General features: G+C 40.6%; 15 protein-coding genes, 1 tRNA gene and 2 pseudogenes. 9 read left to right on the forward strand and 9 right to left on the reverse strand.

Features of this window, described 5'->3' with window-relative positions:
• Window positions 1–137: 137 nt before the first annotated feature.
• The 4 genes and pseudogenes from dld to MP622_RS02090 all read left to right on the forward strand — a co-directional run.
• Complete coding sequence (gene dld / locus MP622_RS02075) at window positions 138–1835, forward strand: D-lactate dehydrogenase (RefSeq protein WP_243792247.1); 1698 nt, start codon at window positions 138–140, stop codon at window positions 1833–1835.
• A 184-nt stretch (window positions 1836–2019) separates the two neighbouring features.
• Window positions 2020–4053, forward strand: a complete 2034-nt coding sequence (locus MP622_RS02080) for an NADPH-dependent 2,4-dienoyl-CoA reductase (protein WP_243792249.1) — start codon at window positions 2020–2022, stop codon at window positions 4051–4053.
• 87 nt (window positions 4054–4140) lie between these two features.
• Window positions 4141–4230: transfer RNA gene (locus tag MP622_RS02085), tRNA-Ser, on the forward strand.
• Window positions 4231–4519: 289 nt separating this feature from the next.
• Window positions 4520–4744: pseudogene (locus tag MP622_RS02090) on the forward strand (CoA transferase); the annotation flags it as partial.
• 85 nt (window positions 4745–4829) lie between these two features.
• Here MP622_RS02090 and MP622_RS02095 read toward each other — a convergent pair.
• Window positions 4830–5489 (reverse strand): VOC family protein, encoded by a 660-nt coding sequence (locus MP622_RS02095; RefSeq protein WP_243792251.1) that lies wholly within the window; start codon window positions 5487–5489, stop codon window positions 4830–4832.
• A gap of 14 nt (window positions 5490–5503) precedes the next feature.
• A complete protein-coding gene (locus MP622_RS02100; protein WP_032042435.1) occupies window positions 5504–6052 on the reverse strand; it encodes a TetR/AcrR family transcriptional regulator in 549 nt (182 codons plus the stop codon).
• Between the two features lie 97 nt (window positions 6053–6149).
• Here MP622_RS02100 and MP622_RS02105 point away from each other — a divergent pair, with 97 nt between their 5' ends.
• Complete coding sequence (locus MP622_RS02105; RefSeq protein ID WP_005042963.1) at window positions 6150–6683, forward strand: HPP family protein; 534 nt, start codon at window positions 6150–6152, stop codon at window positions 6681–6683.
• 78 nt (window positions 6684–6761) lie between these two features.
• Here the strand turns inward: MP622_RS02105 and tcuB are convergent, their stop codons facing one another.
• From tcuB to MP622_RS02135, 6 genes are all read right to left on the reverse strand, one after another.
• Window positions 6762–7895, reverse strand: coding sequence for a tricarballylate utilization 4Fe-4S protein TcuB (gene tcuB, locus MP622_RS02110; RefSeq protein ID WP_243792252.1), 1134 nt, complete (start codon window positions 7893–7895; stop codon window positions 6762–6764).
• A complete protein-coding gene (gene tcuA, locus MP622_RS02115; RefSeq protein ID WP_243792254.1) occupies window positions 7885–9291 on the reverse strand; it encodes an FAD-dependent tricarballylate dehydrogenase TcuA in 1407 nt (468 codons plus the stop codon). The genes tcuB and tcuA overlap by 11 nt, the downstream gene beginning before the upstream one ends.
• A 103-nt stretch (window positions 9292–9394) precedes the next feature.
• Complete coding sequence (locus MP622_RS02120; protein ID WP_243792256.1) at window positions 9395–10324, reverse strand: LysR substrate-binding domain-containing protein; 930 nt, start codon at window positions 10322–10324, stop codon at window positions 9395–9397.
• Between the two features lie 132 nt (window positions 10325–10456).
• On the reverse strand, window positions 10457–11251 hold the full coding sequence (locus MP622_RS02125; protein WP_033848179.1) for a substrate-binding domain-containing protein: 795 nt from the start codon (window positions 11249–11251) through the stop codon (window positions 10457–10459).
• Window positions 11252–11342: 91 nt separating this feature from the next.
• Window positions 11343–12653, reverse strand: a complete 1311-nt coding sequence (locus tag MP622_RS02130; RefSeq protein WP_086266002.1) for an MFS transporter — start codon at window positions 12651–12653, stop codon at window positions 11343–11345.
• A gap of 275 nt (window positions 12654–12928) precedes the next feature.
• Window positions 12929–13858, reverse strand: a complete 930-nt coding sequence (locus tag MP622_RS02135) for a LysR family transcriptional regulator (RefSeq protein ID WP_243792257.1) — start codon at window positions 13856–13858, stop codon at window positions 12929–12931.
• Window positions 13859–14732: 874 nt separating this feature from the next.
• Between MP622_RS02135 and MP622_RS02140 the strand changes: the two genes are divergently transcribed.
• From MP622_RS02140 to def, 3 genes and pseudogenes are all read left to right on the forward strand, one after another.
• Window positions 14733–15536, forward strand: a complete 804-nt coding sequence (locus tag MP622_RS02140; RefSeq protein ID WP_243792259.1) for a TorF family putative porin — start codon at window positions 14733–14735, stop codon at window positions 15534–15536.
• 478 nt (window positions 15537–16014) lie between these two features.
• Window positions 16015–16595 (forward strand): annotated as a pseudogene (locus MP622_RS02145) (HutD family protein).
• A gap of 214 nt (window positions 16596–16809) precedes the next feature.
• Window positions 16810–17295 carry a peptide deformylase gene (gene def, locus MP622_RS02150; RefSeq protein ID WP_243792261.1) on the forward strand — a complete coding sequence of 162 codons (486 nt, stop codon included), beginning with the start codon at window positions 16810–16812 and terminating at the stop codon, window positions 17293–17295.
• A gap of 15 nt (window positions 17296–17310) precedes the next feature.
• Here the strand turns inward: def and MP622_RS02155 are convergent, their stop codons facing one another.
• On the reverse strand, window positions 17311–18093 hold the full coding sequence (locus MP622_RS02155; RefSeq protein WP_243793437.1) for a helix-turn-helix transcriptional regulator: 783 nt from the start codon (window positions 18091–18093) through the stop codon (window positions 17311–17313).
• A 102-nt stretch (window positions 18094–18195) separates the two neighbouring features.
• Here MP622_RS02155 and MP622_RS02160 point away from each other — a divergent pair, with 102 nt between their 5' ends.
• Entirely contained in the window at window positions 18196–19416 is a 1221-nt protein-coding gene (locus MP622_RS02160) for an MFS transporter (protein WP_016166964.1), read from the forward strand.
• The last annotated feature ends 82 nt before the right edge of the window (window positions 19417–19498 follow it).

The raw sequence follows: 19498 nt of genomic DNA on the forward strand, positions 1-19498 counted from the left end.
TTAAAAAGGGAGGGGCTGACTAATTTTGATTTGAGCTTGGCGCTTTAAATTGCTTGCCTCTTTGGAAAAGGGGGCAAGTATCCAAAAATTTCAATATATACGATTCCATATTCAAATTTGGGAGAGGAACATTCCTTATGCAACCCCATTCAGATTCACAGCAAACGATTCAAAAACTCATAGAGATTGTTGGCAAACAACACGTTTTAACGCAGGAAAGTGAAACGCGCTTGTACCGCCAAGGACGCCGCTATGGTGCAGGTCAAGTGCTTGCAGTTGTCGTTCCGGGAACTTTATTGGAACAATGGCAAGTGTTGCAAGCGGCTGTGGATGCAGACTGTATTGTGATTATGCAAGCGGCTAATACTGGATTGACCGGTGGCTCAACGCCTTTTGGTGATGATTATGACCGACCTGTGGTACTGATGAGCACGCGACGTTTGGCAGGTATTCAAATCATCCGTGATGGGCAGCAGGTGATTTGCCTTCCTGGAGCAACGTTAGACCGTTTAGAAAAAGAACTGGCGCCCTTTAATCGTGAACCGCATTCAGTGATTGGTTCTTCGTGTATTGGTGCATCAGTTTTAGGTGGGGTATGCAACAACTCAGGTGGTGCGTTGGTACGTCGTGGTCCAGCATATACTGAGTTGGCGCTGTATGCACGAGTTAATGAATCGGGTCAACTGGAGCTGATTAACCATTTGGGTGTGGACTTAGGACATACACCAGAAGAAATTCTTTCACGTTTGCAAAATCAGCAATATCAAACTGCGGATGTACAGCATAATCCAAGTTGTTGTGCGTCTGACCAGCGTTATGCACATGACGTGAAACAAGTAAATGAGGCAACACCTGCACGATTCAATGCCGATCCATCACGCTTATTTGAAGCATCAGGTTCAGCAGGTAAAATCTGCGTATTTGCGGTTCGACTAGATACTTTTGAGAAGATTCCGAGTCAGGTGTTTTATGTCGGCACCAACTCACAGGATGACTTAACTGAGATTCGTCGTTTTCTATTAACTGATTTACCGCGCTTACCCATTGCGGGTGAATACATTCACCGCGTGGCCTATGACATTGGTGCAGAATACGGTAAAGACACTTTCGTCTTTATTGAAAAATTTGGTACTGCCAAAGTGCCTGCTGCTTTTGCCATGAAAGACAAAGTTGATGGTTATTTAGAAAAAGTTGGCATGAAAGGGTTGTCAGATAAAGTTCTGCAATTGATTACCAAGTTTATGCCGAATCATTTGCCTGAACGCATGAACCAATTCCGTGATCAGTATGAACATCATTTGATTTTACGTATTGAAAATCAGGATGTAGAGCTAGTACAGCAATTCCTGAGTGACTATTTCGCTCAGCGTACGACAGGCAATTTTTTCCATTGTACAGAGGAAGAGGGACGCAAAGCTTTTTTACATCGTTTTGCGGTCGCAGGCGCAGCTATTCGCTACCGAGATACCCATCGGAGTGAAGTGGAAGATATTGTGGCACTTGACATAGCTTTGCGCCGTAATGACCGCGAGTGGGTAGAAACTTTGCCGAAAGATATGGATGAGCTGATCATACATAAACTGTATTACGGTCATTTCTTATGCCATGTATTCCATCAAGACTACATCGTCAAAAAAGGCGTTGATCCTTTGGCGATGGAGCATCAAATGTGGCATTTGCTGGATGATCGTGGTGCTGAATATCCTGCGGAGCACAATGTTGGTCATTTATATGTGGCGAAGCCTGCGTTAAAACAGCACTACCAAAAACTCGACCCAACCAATAGTTTTAATGTGGGGATTGGTCAGACTTCGAAGTTAAAATACTGGAAGTAAACCTTCAGCACTGTATTGCTAGATAATAAAAGTGTAGCCCACTAGAAATAGAATAGGGCTACACTTTTTTTTGTATTGACTGATTATTTAAAGAATCAGTCTGCTAAAGTCATAAACAAAATAAAAATTCACGTTAAAGTATTATGCAACAAGTTGCACAGCTAATAAATTATAAGGATTCGCCATGACAACGCCCTATGCAAATATTTTGAAACCTCTTCATTTGGGGTTTACCACCATCAAAAATCGCATGGTGATGGGTTCTATGCATACAGGTTTAGAAGACCGTTTTTATAATTATCCTAAATTGGCCGCCTATTTTGGCGAGCGTGCGAAAGGTGGCGTCGGGCTAATCATTACGGGCGGAATCTCACCGAACCGTCAAGGTTGGCTACTTCCAGCAGGTGGTACCATGAATACCATGGGGGATATTGCACCACATCGTTTGGTGACACATGCTGTGCATAAGCATGGCGCAAAAATTTTGATGCAGATTTTGCATTCAGGGCGTTATGGTTATCAACCTTTCGTGGTGTCTGCCAGCCCTATCAAATCACCAATTTCACCATTCAAACCACGTCAAATGAGCGAAAAGCAGATTTTGTCGACTATTCGAGATTATGCCGAAACATCACATCTTGCAAAATTGGCAGGTTATGATGGCGTGGAAATTATGGGTTCTGAAGGCTATTTGCTGAATCAATTTTTGAGTCGCCATGTTAATCAACGACAAGATCGTTGGGGTGGTTCGATTGATAATCGGATGCGTTTTGCAGTTGAAATTGTTCGTGCAATCCGTCAAAAGGTCGGCGAAAAATTTATTATCTGTTTCCGTTTATCCATGTTGGATTTGGTCCATGATGGTAACACGATGCAAGAGGTAATTGCCGTTGCACAGGCCTTAGAAAAAGCAGGCATTACGCTATTAAATACAGGTATTGGCTGGCACGAAGCACGCATTCCAACTATTGTGACTTCGGTGCCACGTGCGGCTTTTGCTGACTATACCGCAGAAGTAAAAAAGCATGTGACAGTGCCTGTGATTGCCTCAAACCGAATTAACATACCTGACACAGCAGAAGAAATATTGGCACAAGGCAAAGCTGATATGGTACAGATGGCGCGTCCATTCTTGGCAGATCCTTATTGGGTCAATAAAACTGCGACTAATCGGGTAGATGAGATTAATACCTGTATTGCCTGCAATCAGGCGTGTTTAGATCATACTTTTAAAAACCAACGTGCTACCTGTTTGGTCAACCCACGTGCAGCATTTGAAACTGAATTGGTTTATGTCAAAACTGCAAAACCAAAACGGGTTGCTGTGGTGGGGGGCGGTGTGGCAGGCATGTCAGCCGCAACGGTAGCAGCAGAACGTGGGCATCAAGTGACATTGTTTGAAGCCAGTCATGAAGTAGGTGGGCAATTTAATTTAGCCAAAGTCATTCCAGGTAAAGAAGAATTCCACGAGACCATTCGTTACTTTAAAGTACAAATCGAAAAAACAGGGGTTGAGCTACGCTTAAATACCAAAGTAAACCGAGAGCAATTAGAGCGTGAAGGTTTTGATGAGGTGATTGTGGCGACGGGAGTCGTGCCACGAGCTTTAAAGATTCAAGGTAGTGATGCGCCGAATGTACTTTCTTATGCTGAAGTATTGCGTGGAGCAGCAGTCGGTCATCGTGTTGCCGTGATTGGCGCTGGGGGAATTGGTTTTGATGTGTCTGAGTTTTTGTTGAAACCGCCACATCAGCCTCAGCCACAACCTTTGGCAGAGTGGAAGCGAGAGTGGGGCGTCGATGCTGAAGCGCACTATATGACAGAAGGTGGCTTACAGCGCGCAGAAGTTGAAGCGCCTGTCCGTGAAATTTATTTATTACAACGTAAAACCACGCCGTTAGGCATTGGATTGGGTAAGACTTCGGGTTGGGTCCATCGAGCCCAATTAAAAAAGCATGCGGTACGCATGTTACGTGGTGTGCAATATAAAGCGGTAACTAATGAAGGCTTGTGGGTTGAAACGAATGGTCAGGATCAGTTGCTTCGAGTCGATACCATCGTGGTGTGTGCAGGGCAAGAATCTGTAAAAGATTTAATGCCAAGTGAAGGGCAAGCTACTTTAGCCAATTATCATATTATTGGTGGTGCAAAACTTGCAGCAGAGCTTGATGCAAAGCGCGCAATCCGCGATGGTGCTGAAATTGCAGCCAAACTTTAAGGAATTGATGAAACAATATGCACTTGAATGCTTTAACGCTATTTTTTACTTGTCTAAAATGAAAAAGCTTAGTATTCTTGCGCACATGGAAGCGTGGCAGAGCGGTTTAATGCACCGGTCTTGAAAACCGACGAGGGTGTGAGTCCTCCGTGAGTTCGAATCTCACCGCTTCCGCCAAATATCTAAATAAGCCCTTGTGATTACAAGGGCTTATTTTTTTGTCTATAGTTTTACCTCTCAACTTATCCCATATCAAAATTTGGATGTAAAACGGGATGATTTAGGAAATAAGTATAAAAATATGAATCATCCTAAACTTACGGCTTCGGAAAGATGTTTTAAATAGATAAAAAAGAGCTTATGAATGAATCATTAAATGGAAAAAAGGCTGGTAATAGCCCAAATTGAATTGGGCAACCTCAATCAAATATTAAACTATCACAGGAAAATCCATTCTCCTGTCAGACCACAAATCGTGCATCGCAACTTGGTGGTGAATATTCCTTATCGTTTAAATGAAAACTTTCAAACGATTGGTTCACCCATCAAACTGTCTGATACTCCCGTTGAATATCATCATGCACCACCAGAACTAGGCGAACATACCGCTCAAATCTTATCGAGATTTAAAACAGCAGTAGAGCTTGCTGCATTAAAGGAGAAGGGCATTATTGATGGGAAAATTGCTTAAGCTATTCTGGTTTTTAATATGATTCAATTTAAATGGAAACTGTGATTTGCAATAAATCACAGTTTCTCATTAGAAAATAAGGGCCTTAATATTTAAAAATAAGTGGCAGCTCTGGTCTGAAATCATGAATCATTCCTTGAGGTTCATGATCAAAACTAATTTCCATTAAGTGTTCCGATCCATCAGTCACTTCAAAATCATCAAGTGTATTGAACAGTAGCGAAGTAGGGTGCTCTTCAAGGTTCGGAATAGAAACTTTAATCGCGGTGATTTCTGATAAATCTTTGCTATGCACAAGTGGTTGTTGTTTGTCTTTCGCAGCAAGGTCTGGTCGTGAAGCAAATGAAAGGAAGAACCACATCGGTTCAGTTACCACAGAATCTTTGGCAACATTTACTTCTAAGCTGGTTGGTAAATAGCTTGGCTTGTAAACCCAATGAGGAAATTTTGCGCCGTTATCATCTTTATTTTTAGGGCGAAAACAAATACCAAAAGGGGACGCGATATTATTTTGAGTACTTAGTCGCTCAAAAAGCAGAGTCGGTTTTGTGAGATCACTTGAGGCTTCTTCGGGGTTATTTAAAAAGATTAATTCGATAAAGCTATTTTTAAAGAAAAATCGTCTGTTTTCGGTACCTTGACCGGGATGCTTATTGGATGAACCTTCTGTTAGACCGAATTTTTTTAAAGTTTCAGCTTCGGGAGCGCCTGATTGTACACAAATAAAAATATGGTCCACTTCCATTTTAAGTTCTCATGCTAATGTTTATGAATATTAAATAATTGATTAATAGAGTTTTTCATGTTTGTCGCAAGTGTTTCATCGAAACCATCGACTAAAAAGCGGCTAATTAGCCCTTCAATCACCGTATAGATCAGCTCAGATAAAGCTTCACCATTCGGTATATTGCAGTTTTGTGCAATCAATACTTTAATCCATTGTTTATGGGCTTTAGAAATAGAAATAATGTCTTGATCATCTTGGTTAGATTCAGCGACAGCTCTTACAAATAAACAGCCCTTAAAAAAATCTTGTCTAAACCAGTTAGTGTGCCAATCCAGAATTTTATTGATGGCCTCTAACCCTGTTGCATCTCCAACATAGCCCAAAAGGCTTTGCTTGAATCGCTCATCACGTGCAACGAGCACAGACTTAACCAATTGATTTTTATTTTTATAATACGTGTACATGGTGGTTTTAGAGCAGCCAGATTCATCGCGAATCAGGTCAACGCCAACCCCGACAAAACTATTTTCATTAAATAACTTCTCGGCTGTATCTAATATTTTTAAGGCAGATTTTGACATGTGTCTTTTCCAAAAAATAAAATAGTACAGATCTGTACTATTTGAAATTTTATCTATATGCTTTTTAAAAAGCAATGTCTGTTTAAGGAATAAAACCATGTTCTCGATCTTTTATGGCAAAGAAAAACTGGCTCCGTCGCCCACTAAAGTTGATGTTTTAAGAAGCCTTGTTGGGGGGACGCTCAGTATTTTTATACTGTTGTGGTTGAGTAAGCTCACACACAATATCTTTATCATGGCCCCGTTTGGTGCAACCTGTGTATTGCTCTATACCGTGTCGCAGTCACCTTTGGCACAGCCCAGAAATATTATATTTGGGCATCTTATCTCGGCTTTTGTGGGTTTGTTTTTTCTAAAATTTGTCGGTGTTTCCATTTTTACAATTGCTTTTTCAGTGGGCTGTGCAATTGCGCTCATGCAGGTTTTTAAATGCGTTCATCCACCTGCTGGGGCCAATCCTTTAGTTATTTTGCTTACCGCAAGCAGCATACATTACCAGTGGAGTTTCTTAATTTTCCCTGTTTTGGTCGGTGCAGTGTCTTTAGTTTTAGTGGCGATGCTCATTAATAATATTAAAGCGAGTACGAAATGGCCGATGTATGGCTTAGGAATTTTAAATAGTAAAAAGTAGGGACGGTATGAAATGTTTTGAGCTTAAAAATAATAAAAGTATTCACTATGCCAAGATAGTGAATACTTTTGAATGAAATTATGACTTCTTAGAAATACGTTCTTCGATGGCAAATTTGAGTAAAGAAGCACTGCGGTAAAAACCATGTGCGAACTTTCCAAATGGCATGGTAATGAAGAAGGTCATGACTGTGGCTAAATGGAAAATCAGTAAAAGTGCCATGTAAGGGCTATTGCGAAATGCCATGAGTGCTAACCCTGAAGCGCTAACGATAAGTAGAAGGAAAATAAAGCCTCGATCTACAGGTTTTTGCTCACGGTCACCATGCAACGGATGACGTTTAAGATTTAAATAGAGCAGGCCAGATGGTCCAACAACTAAGCCAATTCCACCCAAAGTGCCTAAAATCACAGGTAAGCTTAGGTAAGGATAAGGTGCGTGTAGGTCAAGAAAATAGTGATATAAAGTCGCTACACCCGTAGCTGCAAAGCAGAGCATAAAGCCATAAAAAGTCAGGTGATGGAACACACGGCGGATTTGTGTGTAACGATCATCTTGCTCATTACAGCCTTTACCATGACCGCCATCTAAATATTTAAGCGTTAATACATTTTGAGTGGCTTGAACCAGATCGGGTTTCTCAACTTTGCCATGAATGACTTTAGAGGTTTGTCGCCAGAATTTGCTAATTCCAATGCCGAGCAAAACAATCGCAACTGTAAAGGTCGCTCCAAATAATAGAGCTAAAAAGTTATGCGGGAAAATCGCATAGAAATTACCTTGATAGCCTGCAAATAGGTCGGTGCCTTTGTACCAAACCACAGCTAACATGCATAAAAAGAAAATCACTGATAAAGCTGAAACAAAAGGAATCCCAACAGACTTATAAAGTCGGCCTAGCGGTTGAGGGGTCGCAAACTCTTGGTAAGTTTCTAAACGTACTTGCGCCATCGCTTTTGGAATGTTTACACCAAACTCATGCGGCGGAGCATATTGGCAAGCGTGTAAACAAGCACCACAGTTATGGCACAGGTTTGCGAGGTAATGAATATCGGCTTGATTAAACTCAAGACGCTTAGTCATGGCGGCAAACACAGCACAAAACGACTCACAGTAACGACAAGCATTACAAATCTGTAGCGCTCTTTGAACTTCCTGCTCATGATCAGAGAGCTGAACAACTGGAATCAGGGCTTTAGTACTAGCATTCATGTTCAACTCCTTGTGAAAGTGCGTAGTGGGCTGCATTTTTTCCGGCAATGCGTCCAAACGTTGTGCCAATCGACATGCCGACCCCTGCGGTATAACCCTGACCGAGTACGTTACCTGCCATCATTTCACCTGCCACAAACAGGTTGCGGCTGGCTTTATCGTTAAAACGCACCGCAGCATCGTCTTCGACTTTTAAGCCTAAATAGGTAAAGGTAATGCCAGGTTTAAGCGCATAGGCATAGAAGGGTGGGCGATCAAGAGGAACTGCCCAGTGGGTCTTGTTGGGAACAATATTTTTGGTGGTGCAGTCATCTAAAACCGTATGGTTAAAGGTGCCTTGTACGCAGGCTTGGTTAAATTCTTCTACCGTGTGACAGAAGGTTTTTGCATCTAGCCCGATTTTTTCGGCCAATTCTTGAATGCTATTTGCTTTCACACCCGCAAACACAGGTGGCATAAAGCGACCAATGGCTTTTGAGTCGATAATCGAATAGGCGATTTGCTGAGGCTGTTTGGCAACAAGACGTCCCCAAATCGCATAACGTTTTGGCCAGAAGTCTTCGCCTTCATCGTAAAAACGTTCGGCTTTGTTATTGACCACAATTCCCAAGGAAACGCAGTCAATACGAGTGCAGATGCCGCCGTCATATAATGGTGCTCTTGCATCTACAGCGACGCAATGTGATTGCGATGGGTCACCAATAATATCGGCGCCTTGATCTATCATAAATTTGAGCAAGTTGCCCTGATTAAAGCGGGTTCCGCGAATAATGAAATTATCAGCAGGCCATTCGCCGTTTTCATTTTGTCCCCATGCTTCTCTTAACCATTCCAGATTTGACTCAAAACCACCTGCGGCCAATACACAGCTTTTCGCTTTAAACACACGGCCATCTTCCGCAATTGCAGCTTCAAAATGTCCTTGGTTTAACTTTAGATCTTTAATTTTTGTGTTGTATAAAATCTCAATGCCAAGTTCTTGGGCACTACGGTAATACGCATTAATGAGGGCTTTACCGCCACCCATAAAAAATGCGTTGGTACGTGCAACATGCAAAGCACCCGATAGTGGCGGCTGAAAATTCACACCATGTTTACGCATCCAGTCGCGACAGGTCGCCGTGCTACGAATAACCAGACGAGCTAAGTGCTCATTGGTTTTGCCCGCAGTCACTTTAAGTAGGTCTTGCCAATATTCTTCTTCGGGGTAGGCATCGACCAATACATCTTGAGGAGCATCATGCATGCAACGAAGGTTACGAGTGTGTTGTGAGTTACCACCACGCCATTCTTTAGGTGCTGCTTCTATGACAAGCACAGACGCGCCACTTTCTTTTGCCGTGAGCGCGGCACACAGTGCGGCATTCCCACCACCAATTACAATCACATCATGCATGGATTTCTCCCTTTCTCAGCTAAGGCTAATGTAGCTTTAAAAGGGACGGTGAAGTGAGAGGCTAAGGTTGAATGGGTGTTTAGTAAAAGTAAACACTAATGGCTTAAGTGTTTATGAGTTTCGCACCGGGCCAACGCTTTTCATTAATCAGGTTGGTCACACAAGCACGAATCACTACTTTCGTGGCTAAAGTTGCAGGCGAGAGTTCTTCTTCAGACAGACTAATTAAATAGTTAATGCGTTCAATAGCAGGTTCTACAACGCGCAGTAGACATAGGTCTTGCCGTGAGTTTAATGAGGCACCCGCAGGTTGGATGGTTGCCATTTCGAGTTGGCTGATGCTTTCCATTAACAAATGCAACCCATCAATTTCATAGGCCACTTTAAGCTGATGAATTTTCTGTTCGAGCAACAAGCGTAGTCCATGTCGTTGACTTGGTAAAATCAGAGGGAGTTCTTTAAGCTGTGAATGATTAATTGTCTGAGTGTCGATACAGCTTTCAAGCCCGTACTGACTCAGCACATCTTTAGGCGAGATTAAAAACATCTGTTCTTTGACTAAAGGTTGTATGGCCCACTGTGGGTCGACATCGTCACTAAAGATGATGGCAACATCAAGCTGCCTTGCATTAACCAAGGCTTTGAGGTCACCTGATAAGCCCTCGATTAAACGGACTTTAATGTCGGGGTAACGGTTTCTCATGAGTTTTAAAAAGTGTGTGCCAATAACTGCTGCAACACTCGGCGAAAAACCGACGGTGACGTGGCCACTTAAACGTGAAGAATGCGCAGAGTCTACGGCATGGTCTAGGTGTCTAAGTGCCAGTTGCACTTGTTGAAAAAAAGCTAAGCCTGCAGGGGTGGGAACCGTACCCAAAGCGGTACGTTGTAAAAGGCGAATAGAAAGCTCGCTTTCTAATTTTGAGATTTGCTGGCTTAATGCAGAAGTTCCAATATCGAGATTTTTTGCAGCTTTACCCAAGCTTCCTGACTCGATCACTGCAATAAAATACTTTAATTGTTTCAGTTCCACGGCAAATACTACATTAACCTTTATGGATTAATTCTACACTGGTTTGTCGCTATAGTTTTTACTCTATTGCTTTGAGTAAACTGGCAATAGAGTAAAGGCAACATCACCTCAAGATGTTGCCTTTTAGAGCTTTTATTCTTTAACCTGCTCAAGACCCTGTTCTTCAATAATTTGTGTTGCTTGTGGCGATTTCACAAATTTAATTAACTCTTTTGCGACTTTTGCATGTTCCGAGTTTTTACCAATGCCTGCCGCAAATACCGTCACTTTTTGATACGGTGCTGGGATTGGGCCGACTAATTCAACTTGACCATATTTGCCAGTAAAAGGTTTGATTTCACTAATTTGCTGGAAACCAATATCAAACTGGCCTTCGGCGATACGTTTTGCAACGCGGTCACCCACTACTTTTTCTGCCTTACTTGAAATTACTTTGTACTCGACAGGCGGGAAGCTTGGGAAAACATCTTTTTCAAGATGCGTACCGCTCGCACTTGCTGAATAGCCGATATGCTTGGCATTTAATAAAACTTTTTCAAATTTTTCTGCAGAACTAATATCTGGTTTTGGTGCACCTTTAGGCACAGCCATGCCAATGCTTGAATTCACTAATGCACTTTGTGAATTTGGGTCTACATAACCCTTTTCTGCAAGTTTGTTCAGTTCAGGAGCTGCTAACACCACCACATCAAAACGTTCACCACGATCGAGTCGATTTGGAATTGCAGTCGGTGATGCACCCATTGATGAACCAGACGAGAGATGCACGGTATGGCCTGTTTGTTTTTCAAATAATGGAATGAGTTTTTCCATAGATGAATAAAAACCACCTGAGCTAATTACTTCTATAGTATCTGCGTTAGCAAGAGTTGAGCCTAAGCCAGCACTAGCTAGGCAAATGGTCATGAAGATAGGGGACTTTTTCATAGTATCTCGCTTTAATGACAGGAGAACACAGTACGGAGATTTAAAATCTGCCGTACTGTTCATTAAAATTTCAGGTTAAGCAGTAGTTGTTTTAAGCGCTAATTTTTGCAGGTTCAGCAATCGCGTCAGTATTTTTCTGTTTAGAACCGCGGCATAGATACAAGCTTGAGATGAGGCTACAGACCGCAGCAAGCATGAGCCAAAAAGCAGGGGTACTTGGGTTGCCTGTGTTTTCGACAAGGAAGGTACAAGCCATTGGGGTCATACCACCAAAAATAGCGGCTGCAAGGCTGAACGCTAAAGAGAAACCAACTGTACGTACACGTTTCGGCATCACTTCCGCAAGCGTTGCGACCATGGTTCCGTTGTACATACCAAAGAAGAACGAGAAGTAAGCAAGCGTAATTAGAAGGTTTGAGAAGCTAATGTTGCTCACTAACCAATTTAAAACTGGATAACTTGTAAAGAGAGCAAGTGTAGTAATTCCGACTAGTACTGGACGGCGGCCAATTTTGTCTGAAAGCAAACCACCCATTGGTAACCAGAAGAAATTAGACAAACCAACAAACACTGTTGCTAAAAGGCTGTCTGTTACTGACATTTCTAAAGTACGTTTTGCATACACTGTGGTGTAAACCGTAATAAAGTAGAAAGTGGTCGTCGTCATTGCACTCATCATCATGCCTGCAAGGACGATGCGCCAGTTGGTTGCCAGTGTGCTAAAAATTTCTTTTGTTGAAGGATGAGTCTTTTGCGCTTTAAAGTCTTCAGTTTCCTCTAACGTACGACGGAACAAGAAGATTAAAGGAATAATCAAACAACCGATTAAGAACGGAATACGCCAGCCCCATTCACCCACTTGAGCCGTAGTTAAGATGGTGTTGAGCCAGTAGCCAAGTAATGCGGCAAATACAACAGCAACTTGTTGGCTACCAGACTGCCAGCTTGTGATAAAACCGCGATTTTTATCCGTTGCAATTTCTGCGAGATAAATCGACACACCGCCAGATTCAACACCTGCCGAGAAGCCTTGTAATAGACGTCCAATCACCACCAAAATTGGCGCAATAATACCAATGGTTTCATAACCTGGTACAAAGGTAATTAAGATGGTTCCGATTGCCATAAGGCTTAAAGTCACAATAAGACCTTTACGTCGACCAACTCTGTCGACATAAGCGCCCAAGAAAATAGCGCCGAGAGGACGCATAAGAAAACCCGCAGCAAATACGGTAAATGTCATCATTAAAGAGACATATTCATTTTCAGAATGGAAAAATTTTGCTGCGATATAAGTGGCATAGAAACCAAAAAGAAAAAAATCGTACTGTTCTAAAAAGTTGCCACTCGTTACATTTAATATTTTTTTAAAAGTAGCCCTACGGTTATTCACGACATCCATTGGAGACCTCCTTGGCCTGACAAAATGGAAACATTCACGATCTTCAAGCTTTGAACTTCAATCTCATGCAATAAACCTAAATAGGAAATGGGTCAGAGATGAGATTTTAAGATGTCCTATGTCGAAAATGTGATGCCTTGTTTCCAGTTCAAACTACACATCTATATTGTGATAAGCAGAAATTCACTTATCATTCAGATGAAAATGTAATCTCAAACGGCAGGAGGGAGTGAGAGGGCAAAATTAATTAGGTATTTAATAAAATTAATGACCCCTTATAAAATAATTTCAGAACACGGCCAAATTTGGTTTTGAATCAGTTCTTTTACACACGCTTTAATTGCCGATTTTGCAGCAAGTGCAGCAGGTGATAATTCTTCTTCGGCAAGGCTCACCAAGTAATTGATTCGCTCAACTTCAGGATCAATCAATTTAAGTAGTTGAAGCTTGTGTTTGTACTCTTGCAGACAAGCACTTCCAGGGCGGACGCTGGCAAGGTCAAGGTGAATCAGGCTATCCATGAGTAAGTGTAGACCATCAATTTCATAGACAACATTAAGCTGCCCAATCTTGTGCTCAAGCAATTTTCTTAAGCTATGACGCTGCCGTGGTAATACTAAAGGAATGTTACCAATTTGTTGGGACTGAATAATTCCGCTTTTGATACAGTCGGCAAGACCGTATTTTTCGAGCACTTCTTTGCGTGCCATTAAATACATTTGTTCACGTACCAAAGGCTGTATCGACCATTGCTTATCAATTTCATTGGTAAAAATAATGGCAATATCAAGCTGACGCGAATTAATCGACTGAATTAGATTCCCAGACAAGGTTTCCACAATTTCTAGACGAATGTCTGGATAGCGTTCAGACATTAGTTTCATTAAAGGGATGCCAATTAAAGCAGTAATAGTTGGCGGAAAACCAAGGCTGACATGGCCTGAAAGCCGAGCTGAATGCGCAGCGTCTATTGCAAAGTTAACTTGACGCAAAATAAGTTGAGAGTGTTTTAAAAAGGCCAGACCAGCGGGTGTAGGCGTGACGCCAAAAGCATTACGCTGTAATAAGCGAATGCTTAGCTCTTGTTCGAGCTTACTAATTTGCTGACTAATGGCCGAAGCGCCAACATCGAGTTTTTGGGCAGCTTTACCAATACTGCCTGCTTCAACCACCGTCAAAAAATATTTTATTTGTTTGATTTCCATGAAAATATATTCTTTTGTGTTGAGGTGTCCGATACTTCAATAAACCAAGTTAATGAATAAAGTGGATGTTATCAGTGTTGCTAGAAAAATGTTTAAATTAAGTAGAAAATTTTCGATAGGATAAATATCGTATAATTCGCTTAATATGATATTTGTCCAATAATAATGATGAATTTCAATCATAATCGTGCTTAGATTTAACTTTTAAAAAAAATCGTAATAGACAAGCTAGGGTTCAGCGCTAGTCAGCTTGAAGAATAAAATTAATTGGCACTCTTAAGCTGCAATTAAATGGCTCTCGCATCTTCAGTTGAAAAAGTTCAAATTAATGGCATAGAGCAGACACCAAATGCTTCTTAAGGTCTGAAGGGGAGGACCCATCTCTTCAGACCTTGTTTTATTTCACTTAGTTTTGATATTTCATAAGTCATAGATATAGAAAATGCAAACTTTATGCTTGAGTTTAAATAAAAGTTACTGTGTTTCAATAAATAAAAAAATTGTATAAAGGGATTGAGTTATTATATTTTGAAGCTGATCGAAGCAAGAAATTTATACATTAGATCTTTTTAATAAAATAAAAGCATGATCACTTTTGATTTGTGAGAGAGACTTTCTATTAATTATTGATGTAAATATATTTATGATGTGGATGAGTTTATTGAATAAGCTCTTTTTTATAAGGATGTTCACTCTTTGTGACAGTCACTATTTGAGAAAATTTAATCAGTGTTTTTTAAATTTTATCTTAAATTTTTGTACTATTTAATATTTTCTATTATTTATGTTGGAAAAATCACGATCATTGGTTATCTATTCTCTAATGGTTCCTATTGATTTATAGGAATTGGTTCTATGTTTTTGTTAAAAAAGAATGACAATAAAAAAACAAAATAAAAATCATGGAATTGATGGAATGCAAAAGTTGAAAAATAAGCTAGTATGCGGTTTATGGTTGGTCATGGCAATTTCGAGTGTACACGCAGAAAATGTTGAAGAATCAAGTGTTTTTAAGGATTTTTCAACCAGTGGTACAGTTTCATTTTTAACTGATTACTATTCGCGTGGTTATTCACAAACAGAAGGTGATCCAGCAATACAAGGTACTTTACGCATAGATCATGATTCGGGTTTATATGCACAAATCTTTGCCTCCAATAGTGAACTTGATATTGGGAGTAGCATAGAGCTAGATTATTATTTAGGATATGATTATCTCGTTAATGATCATTTCAAGCTCAATATTCAGTATGGGGATATTAATTACCCTGGTTCGGATAAATCTTTAACCGATACGGATTATGAAGAATATTCTATTGCTGCAACAGGTATGAGTTTATTAACTGAAGATGATGCATTAAATTTTACTTTTTATTATTCTCCAGAGTATTTTTTCAATACTGGGAAAATGTTACGTTATGAAGCCAGTTATAACTATCCAATAGCTAAAAATTGGAATACTTATGCCCAAGTAGGTTACAACAAGTTTTCAAGTCATGATGCTTATGATGTTTTATGGGCAACAGATCAAGAAGATTCATATTATGATTATAAAGTAGGTGGTAATTATAACTATAATGACTTTATTTTTGATTTGTATTATGTCGATTCAAATATTAATAAAGATTTAACTTATGCTGATGATGCAGTAATTTTTAGTATTACCAAGGAATTCTAAAATTTTGTCATCATTTAAATAGATCTGATTCAGAACATTATTACAACAAAGGGTTATTCTGAGAATTGGAATAACCCTTTGTATTTTACTAATATTAATTTAGCAGGTGGTTGAGTTTATAAGAAAATTTCTAAGCTTATGCTGATTGGATTTATATAGTTGTTATGTATAATCCTGTATATACAAATAAGTGTGTGCTACGTTAAGATAAATCAGATGATGGATTGAATTGTCGCTATCGGAGGGTTAACCCTGAATTAGCAGAATTAACGGACGAAGGTTGATTGCTGCTGGGATGTAAAGAACACATTGTCACTGCTGTTTCAACGCTAACTCAAGTGTATAAAGGTTTGAAAATTAAAAAATAAAGAATATTTTTATTCATTTGTCGATGTACAAAGTTAAACCAATTACTTATGCCAAATGCATGATTATTTTGTCTATGCAATCGTTATGATTTAAAAGGGAAATTTACACGATGATCGAGTTGCTTACAGCAAATCACTATAAAAAAATGCCTTGGAAGAATGGAGCAGGTTATACCCTAGAACTAGCGCGTAGTACAGGTGAGAGCTTAACCGATTTTGATTGGCGCATTTCCATGGCAGATGTCACGACTTCGGGACCTTTTCTCAGTTTAAAGGTATGCAACGCTTTTTGACGGTATTGGATGGCACTGGCATTCATCTGAATATTGATGGAGTAGCGCTCACTTTAAAGACATTACAGTCGATACAGTTTAGTGGTGATAGTTTAGTCAGTTGTAATCTACTGGCAGAGGCGATCCGTGACATTAATTTAATCTATTCACCGCAGCATTATACTGCCCGTTATCAATGGATAGAAACTTCATCAGCACTTGAGTTTTTCTCCTCAGCAGATGTGGTGTTTATCTTTAATCAAAGTATTTCAGCACTAGAATTGTTTGTGGATGGCCAACACTTTAAGCTTGAGCAACACCAGAGCATCTACATGCATTCCAATCAGAATGTGAAACATCTTGTTTTTCCTACATCTGCTGAACGGCAATGTTGCTGGATTGAATTAAGCAAAATTTAACAGAATAAACTACATATTAAGGCAAGATCTCGACGTATGTTGGTATTAGACTTGAATAAACAGTGCAGTAAAAGCCCATTTGAACTGCCAAAAACTGCACAAAAATAGATCAAGTTTAGAAATTCATCATTAAACTGATGATTTCAATTTATATATAACTGGTTCAGAATAGATAGAAACCAATCATTGAGTTCTGATATTAGGAACAGAGTGTATGAGCGTAATTTTACCCGTTGCCCAACGCGGAGAAGAGATCTTAAAATTAAAAGCTGCGCCTGTTGCTGAAGCAGAGTTTAATAGCGAATGGTTGATGCAATTGGCTTCAGTTATGCATGCAACGATGTTAGAGCGTAATGGTGTTGGCATCGCTGCACCACAATTGTATATTTCTAAACAGGTTATTATTGTTGCGTCGCGCCCGAATCTACGATACCCCGACGCACCTGAAATGCAACCTGTGGTCATGATTAATCCGCAAATATTAGAGTTTTCTGAAACCACGTGTCTGGGTGAAGAAGGTTGTTTAAGTGTGCCCAATCAACGTGCGCAGGTGGAGCGAGCGCAAGTCATTAGAGTGCTCTATCACACATTAGAAGGTGATGTTATGGAAACAACGTTTGAAGGATTTCCAGCACGCATCGTGCAACATGAAGTAGATCATCTCAATGGTATTTTGTTTGTCGACCGATTGACTACCTAAGCTATATCGGTTGTTTCATTCATCTTTATATTTAAATTGCTGTGGTGTTTGTCCTAAATGCCGTTTAAACATGGCACTAAATGCACTTGGATTGCTGTATCCCAGTCCCCTTGAAATTTGTGCAATCGACTCACCACTGGCGATTTTACTCAGGGCTTGAGCAATGTGCATTTGTTGTAGCCATGCCCGATATGACATCCCCGTTTCCTTTTGGAACATCCGCATCAGGGTTCTGGTGCTAGTGCCAATTTCGTCTGCCCATGTGCTTAAATCTTTAGGATATTGTGGTTCATGTAAGAGCGTTTGACAGATATTCAATAGCCGTTTGTCTTGTGGCCAAGGAATCTGAATCGGTAAAGAATTGGCTTTCTGAATTTCATCAAAAATCAAAATTTGTATTGCACGGGAAAGCTCATCCGAACTCAATAATTCTGACGTGGGAATTTGCTCAATCACATTTAAACGAATGAGGAGTTCGTGCAATAACTTACTGACCCGAATAATAAAACACTGTTGACCCAATACCGATGCCGCTTGGGCTTCTACGAGGGCGGTGTTCATTTTGACCCGACTTAAAGAAATCACACTATGTTCGACATAAGCCGGAATCCACAGTGCACACATAGGTGGAATCAACCATACATGATTTGGAGTAAAGACCTGAATAATCCCAGTCGAGGCATACAGGAATTGTGCCCGTGAATGGTGGTGTACTGGAGTGATTTCGCGGTAAGTATGTTCAGAGGAAAGTCCAATCACCAGTTCAGACATTTCTGTTTCAATCAGTGAATCTGATATTTTCATGAAATTTGTCACTTATACAGGGATTATTGGAAGATAACGTTGTGAATGACAATTTACAATATTGTTTGAAATATCAATGATTGGAGTTTTTCAGCTATGACGTCTTCAATACAGACGAAGGAAAGCATGGATGAAGCTGTGGCAAGTCTTCAGCCACAAGGGATGATTGTGAAAATTGTAGGTGCTGTGGCACTGGCACATTTACTGAATGACTTGATTCAAGCCGTTCTGCCTGCGATTTATCCGATGCTGAAAACCAACTTCTCGCTGAGTTTCGCACAAGTTGGACTCATTTCATTGGTGTATCAAATTACTGGGTCATTGCTGCAACCTTGGATTGGTCTTTATACCGACAAAAATCCTAAACCGTATTTATTGCCATTGGGTATGCTGGTGACCTTGAGTGGTATTTTATTGTTGGCATTTTCACCTAGTTTTACGGTATTGCTTATTGGGTCTGCACTGATTGGGGTGGGGTCATCGACCTTTCATCCTGAGGCTTCCCGCGTGGCGCGTATGGCATCGGGTGGGCGTTTTGGTACAGCACAATCGACCTTTCAGGTGGGAGGTAATACAGGAACAGCAATTGGGCCCTTATTGGCTGCACTAATTATTGTGCCCTTTGGGCAACATGCAGTGGCCTTGTTGATTGTATTTGCATTACTTGCCATTTGGGTATTATTTGGTGTGAGTCGTTGGAGTATTAGTCACAGTAAAAAACAACTGGCAGCCAAGGCACAACAAGTGCAAAGTAAATTGCACGGGCGCCAGTTAGTGATCGCACTTTCGACCATCTGTGTGCTGATGTTTGCCAAATTTACTTATATTGCCAGTATCAGTAATTACTTTACTTTTTACTTGATGCATAAATTCCATATCAGCCTGCAATCGGCACAGTTACATTTATTTGCCTTCTTGGCTGCGGTGGCATTAGGAACCTTTGCAGGCGGTCCAATTGGCGACAAAATTGGACGTAAAGCGGTAATTTGGGTGTCCTTTGTCGGCATGGCGCCGTTTGCTTTAATGATGCCTTTTGCCAATCTGTTCTGGACTACGGTATTGTCCGTCATGACTGGTTTGGTGTTGTCTTCTGCTTTTGCTGCCATGGTGGTGTATGCACAAGAAGCGGTACCTGGACGAGTGGGCATGATTGCGGGCTTAATGTTCGGCTTAATGTTTGGCGTGAGCGGTATTGCCGCAGCAGGTTTGGGCTATTTGGCAGACTTAAAAGGCATTGAGTGGGTATTTGGTGTGTGTTCATTGTTACCATTATTAGGCTTTGCCACTGCATTTTTACCGAAGACCCAAGCAAATTAAACTGATTACAGCAGAACTTTACATTTAGACGCGCTATCTTGTGAGAAGAACAAGATAGCGCGTTTTTTTTGGCATCTTTGTT

Origin of the sequence: Acinetobacter sp. PK01 (assembly GCF_022819285.1) — a bacterium.
In the GTDB taxonomy this organism is placed as follows: Bacteria; Pseudomonadota; Gammaproteobacteria; order Pseudomonadales; family Moraxellaceae; genus Acinetobacter; species Acinetobacter tandoii.

Bases quoted from the DNA above. Each gene is read 5' to 3' on its own strand.
- dld (WP_243792247.1), top strand. From the start codon at position 138: ATGCAACCCCATTCAGATTCACAGCAAACGATTCAAAAACTCATAGAG.
- MP622_RS02080 (WP_243792249.1), top strand. From the start codon at position 2,020: ATGACAACGCCCTATGCAAATATTTTGAAACCTCTTCATTTGGGGTTT.
- MP622_RS02095 (WP_243792251.1), bottom strand. From the start codon at position 5,489: ATGGAAGTGGACCATATTTTTATTTGTGTACAATCAGGCGCTCCCGAA.
- MP622_RS02100 (WP_032042435.1), bottom strand. From the start codon at position 6,052: ATGTCAAAATCTGCCTTAAAAATATTAGATACAGCCGAGAAGTTATTT.
- MP622_RS02105 (WP_005042963.1), top strand. From the start codon at position 6,150: ATGTTCTCGATCTTTTATGGCAAAGAAAAACTGGCTCCGTCGCCCACT.
- tcuB (WP_243792252.1), bottom strand. From the start codon at position 7,895: ATGAATGCTAGTACTAAAGCCCTGATTCCAGTTGTTCAGCTCTCTGAT.
- tcuA (WP_243792254.1), bottom strand. From the start codon at position 9,291: ATGCATGATGTGATTGTAATTGGTGGTGGGAATGCCGCACTGTGTGCC.
- MP622_RS02125 (WP_033848179.1), bottom strand. From the start codon at position 11,251: ATGAAAAAGTCCCCTATCTTCATGACCATTTGCCTAGCTAGTGCTGGC.
- MP622_RS02130 (WP_086266002.1), bottom strand. From the start codon at position 12,653: ATGGATGTCGTGAATAACCGTAGGGCTACTTTTAAAAAAATATTAAAT.
- MP622_RS02135 (WP_243792257.1), bottom strand. From the start codon at position 13,858: ATGGAAATCAAACAAATAAAATATTTTTTGACGGTGGTTGAAGCAGGC.
- MP622_RS02140 (WP_243792259.1), top strand. From the start codon at position 14,733: ATGACAATAAAAAAACAAAATAAAAATCATGGAATTGATGGAATGCAA.
- def (WP_243792261.1), top strand. From the start codon at position 16,810: ATGAGCGTAATTTTACCCGTTGCCCAACGCGGAGAAGAGATCTTAAAA.
- MP622_RS02160 (WP_016166964.1), top strand. From the start codon at position 18,196: ATGACGTCTTCAATACAGACGAAGGAAAGCATGGATGAAGCTGTGGCA.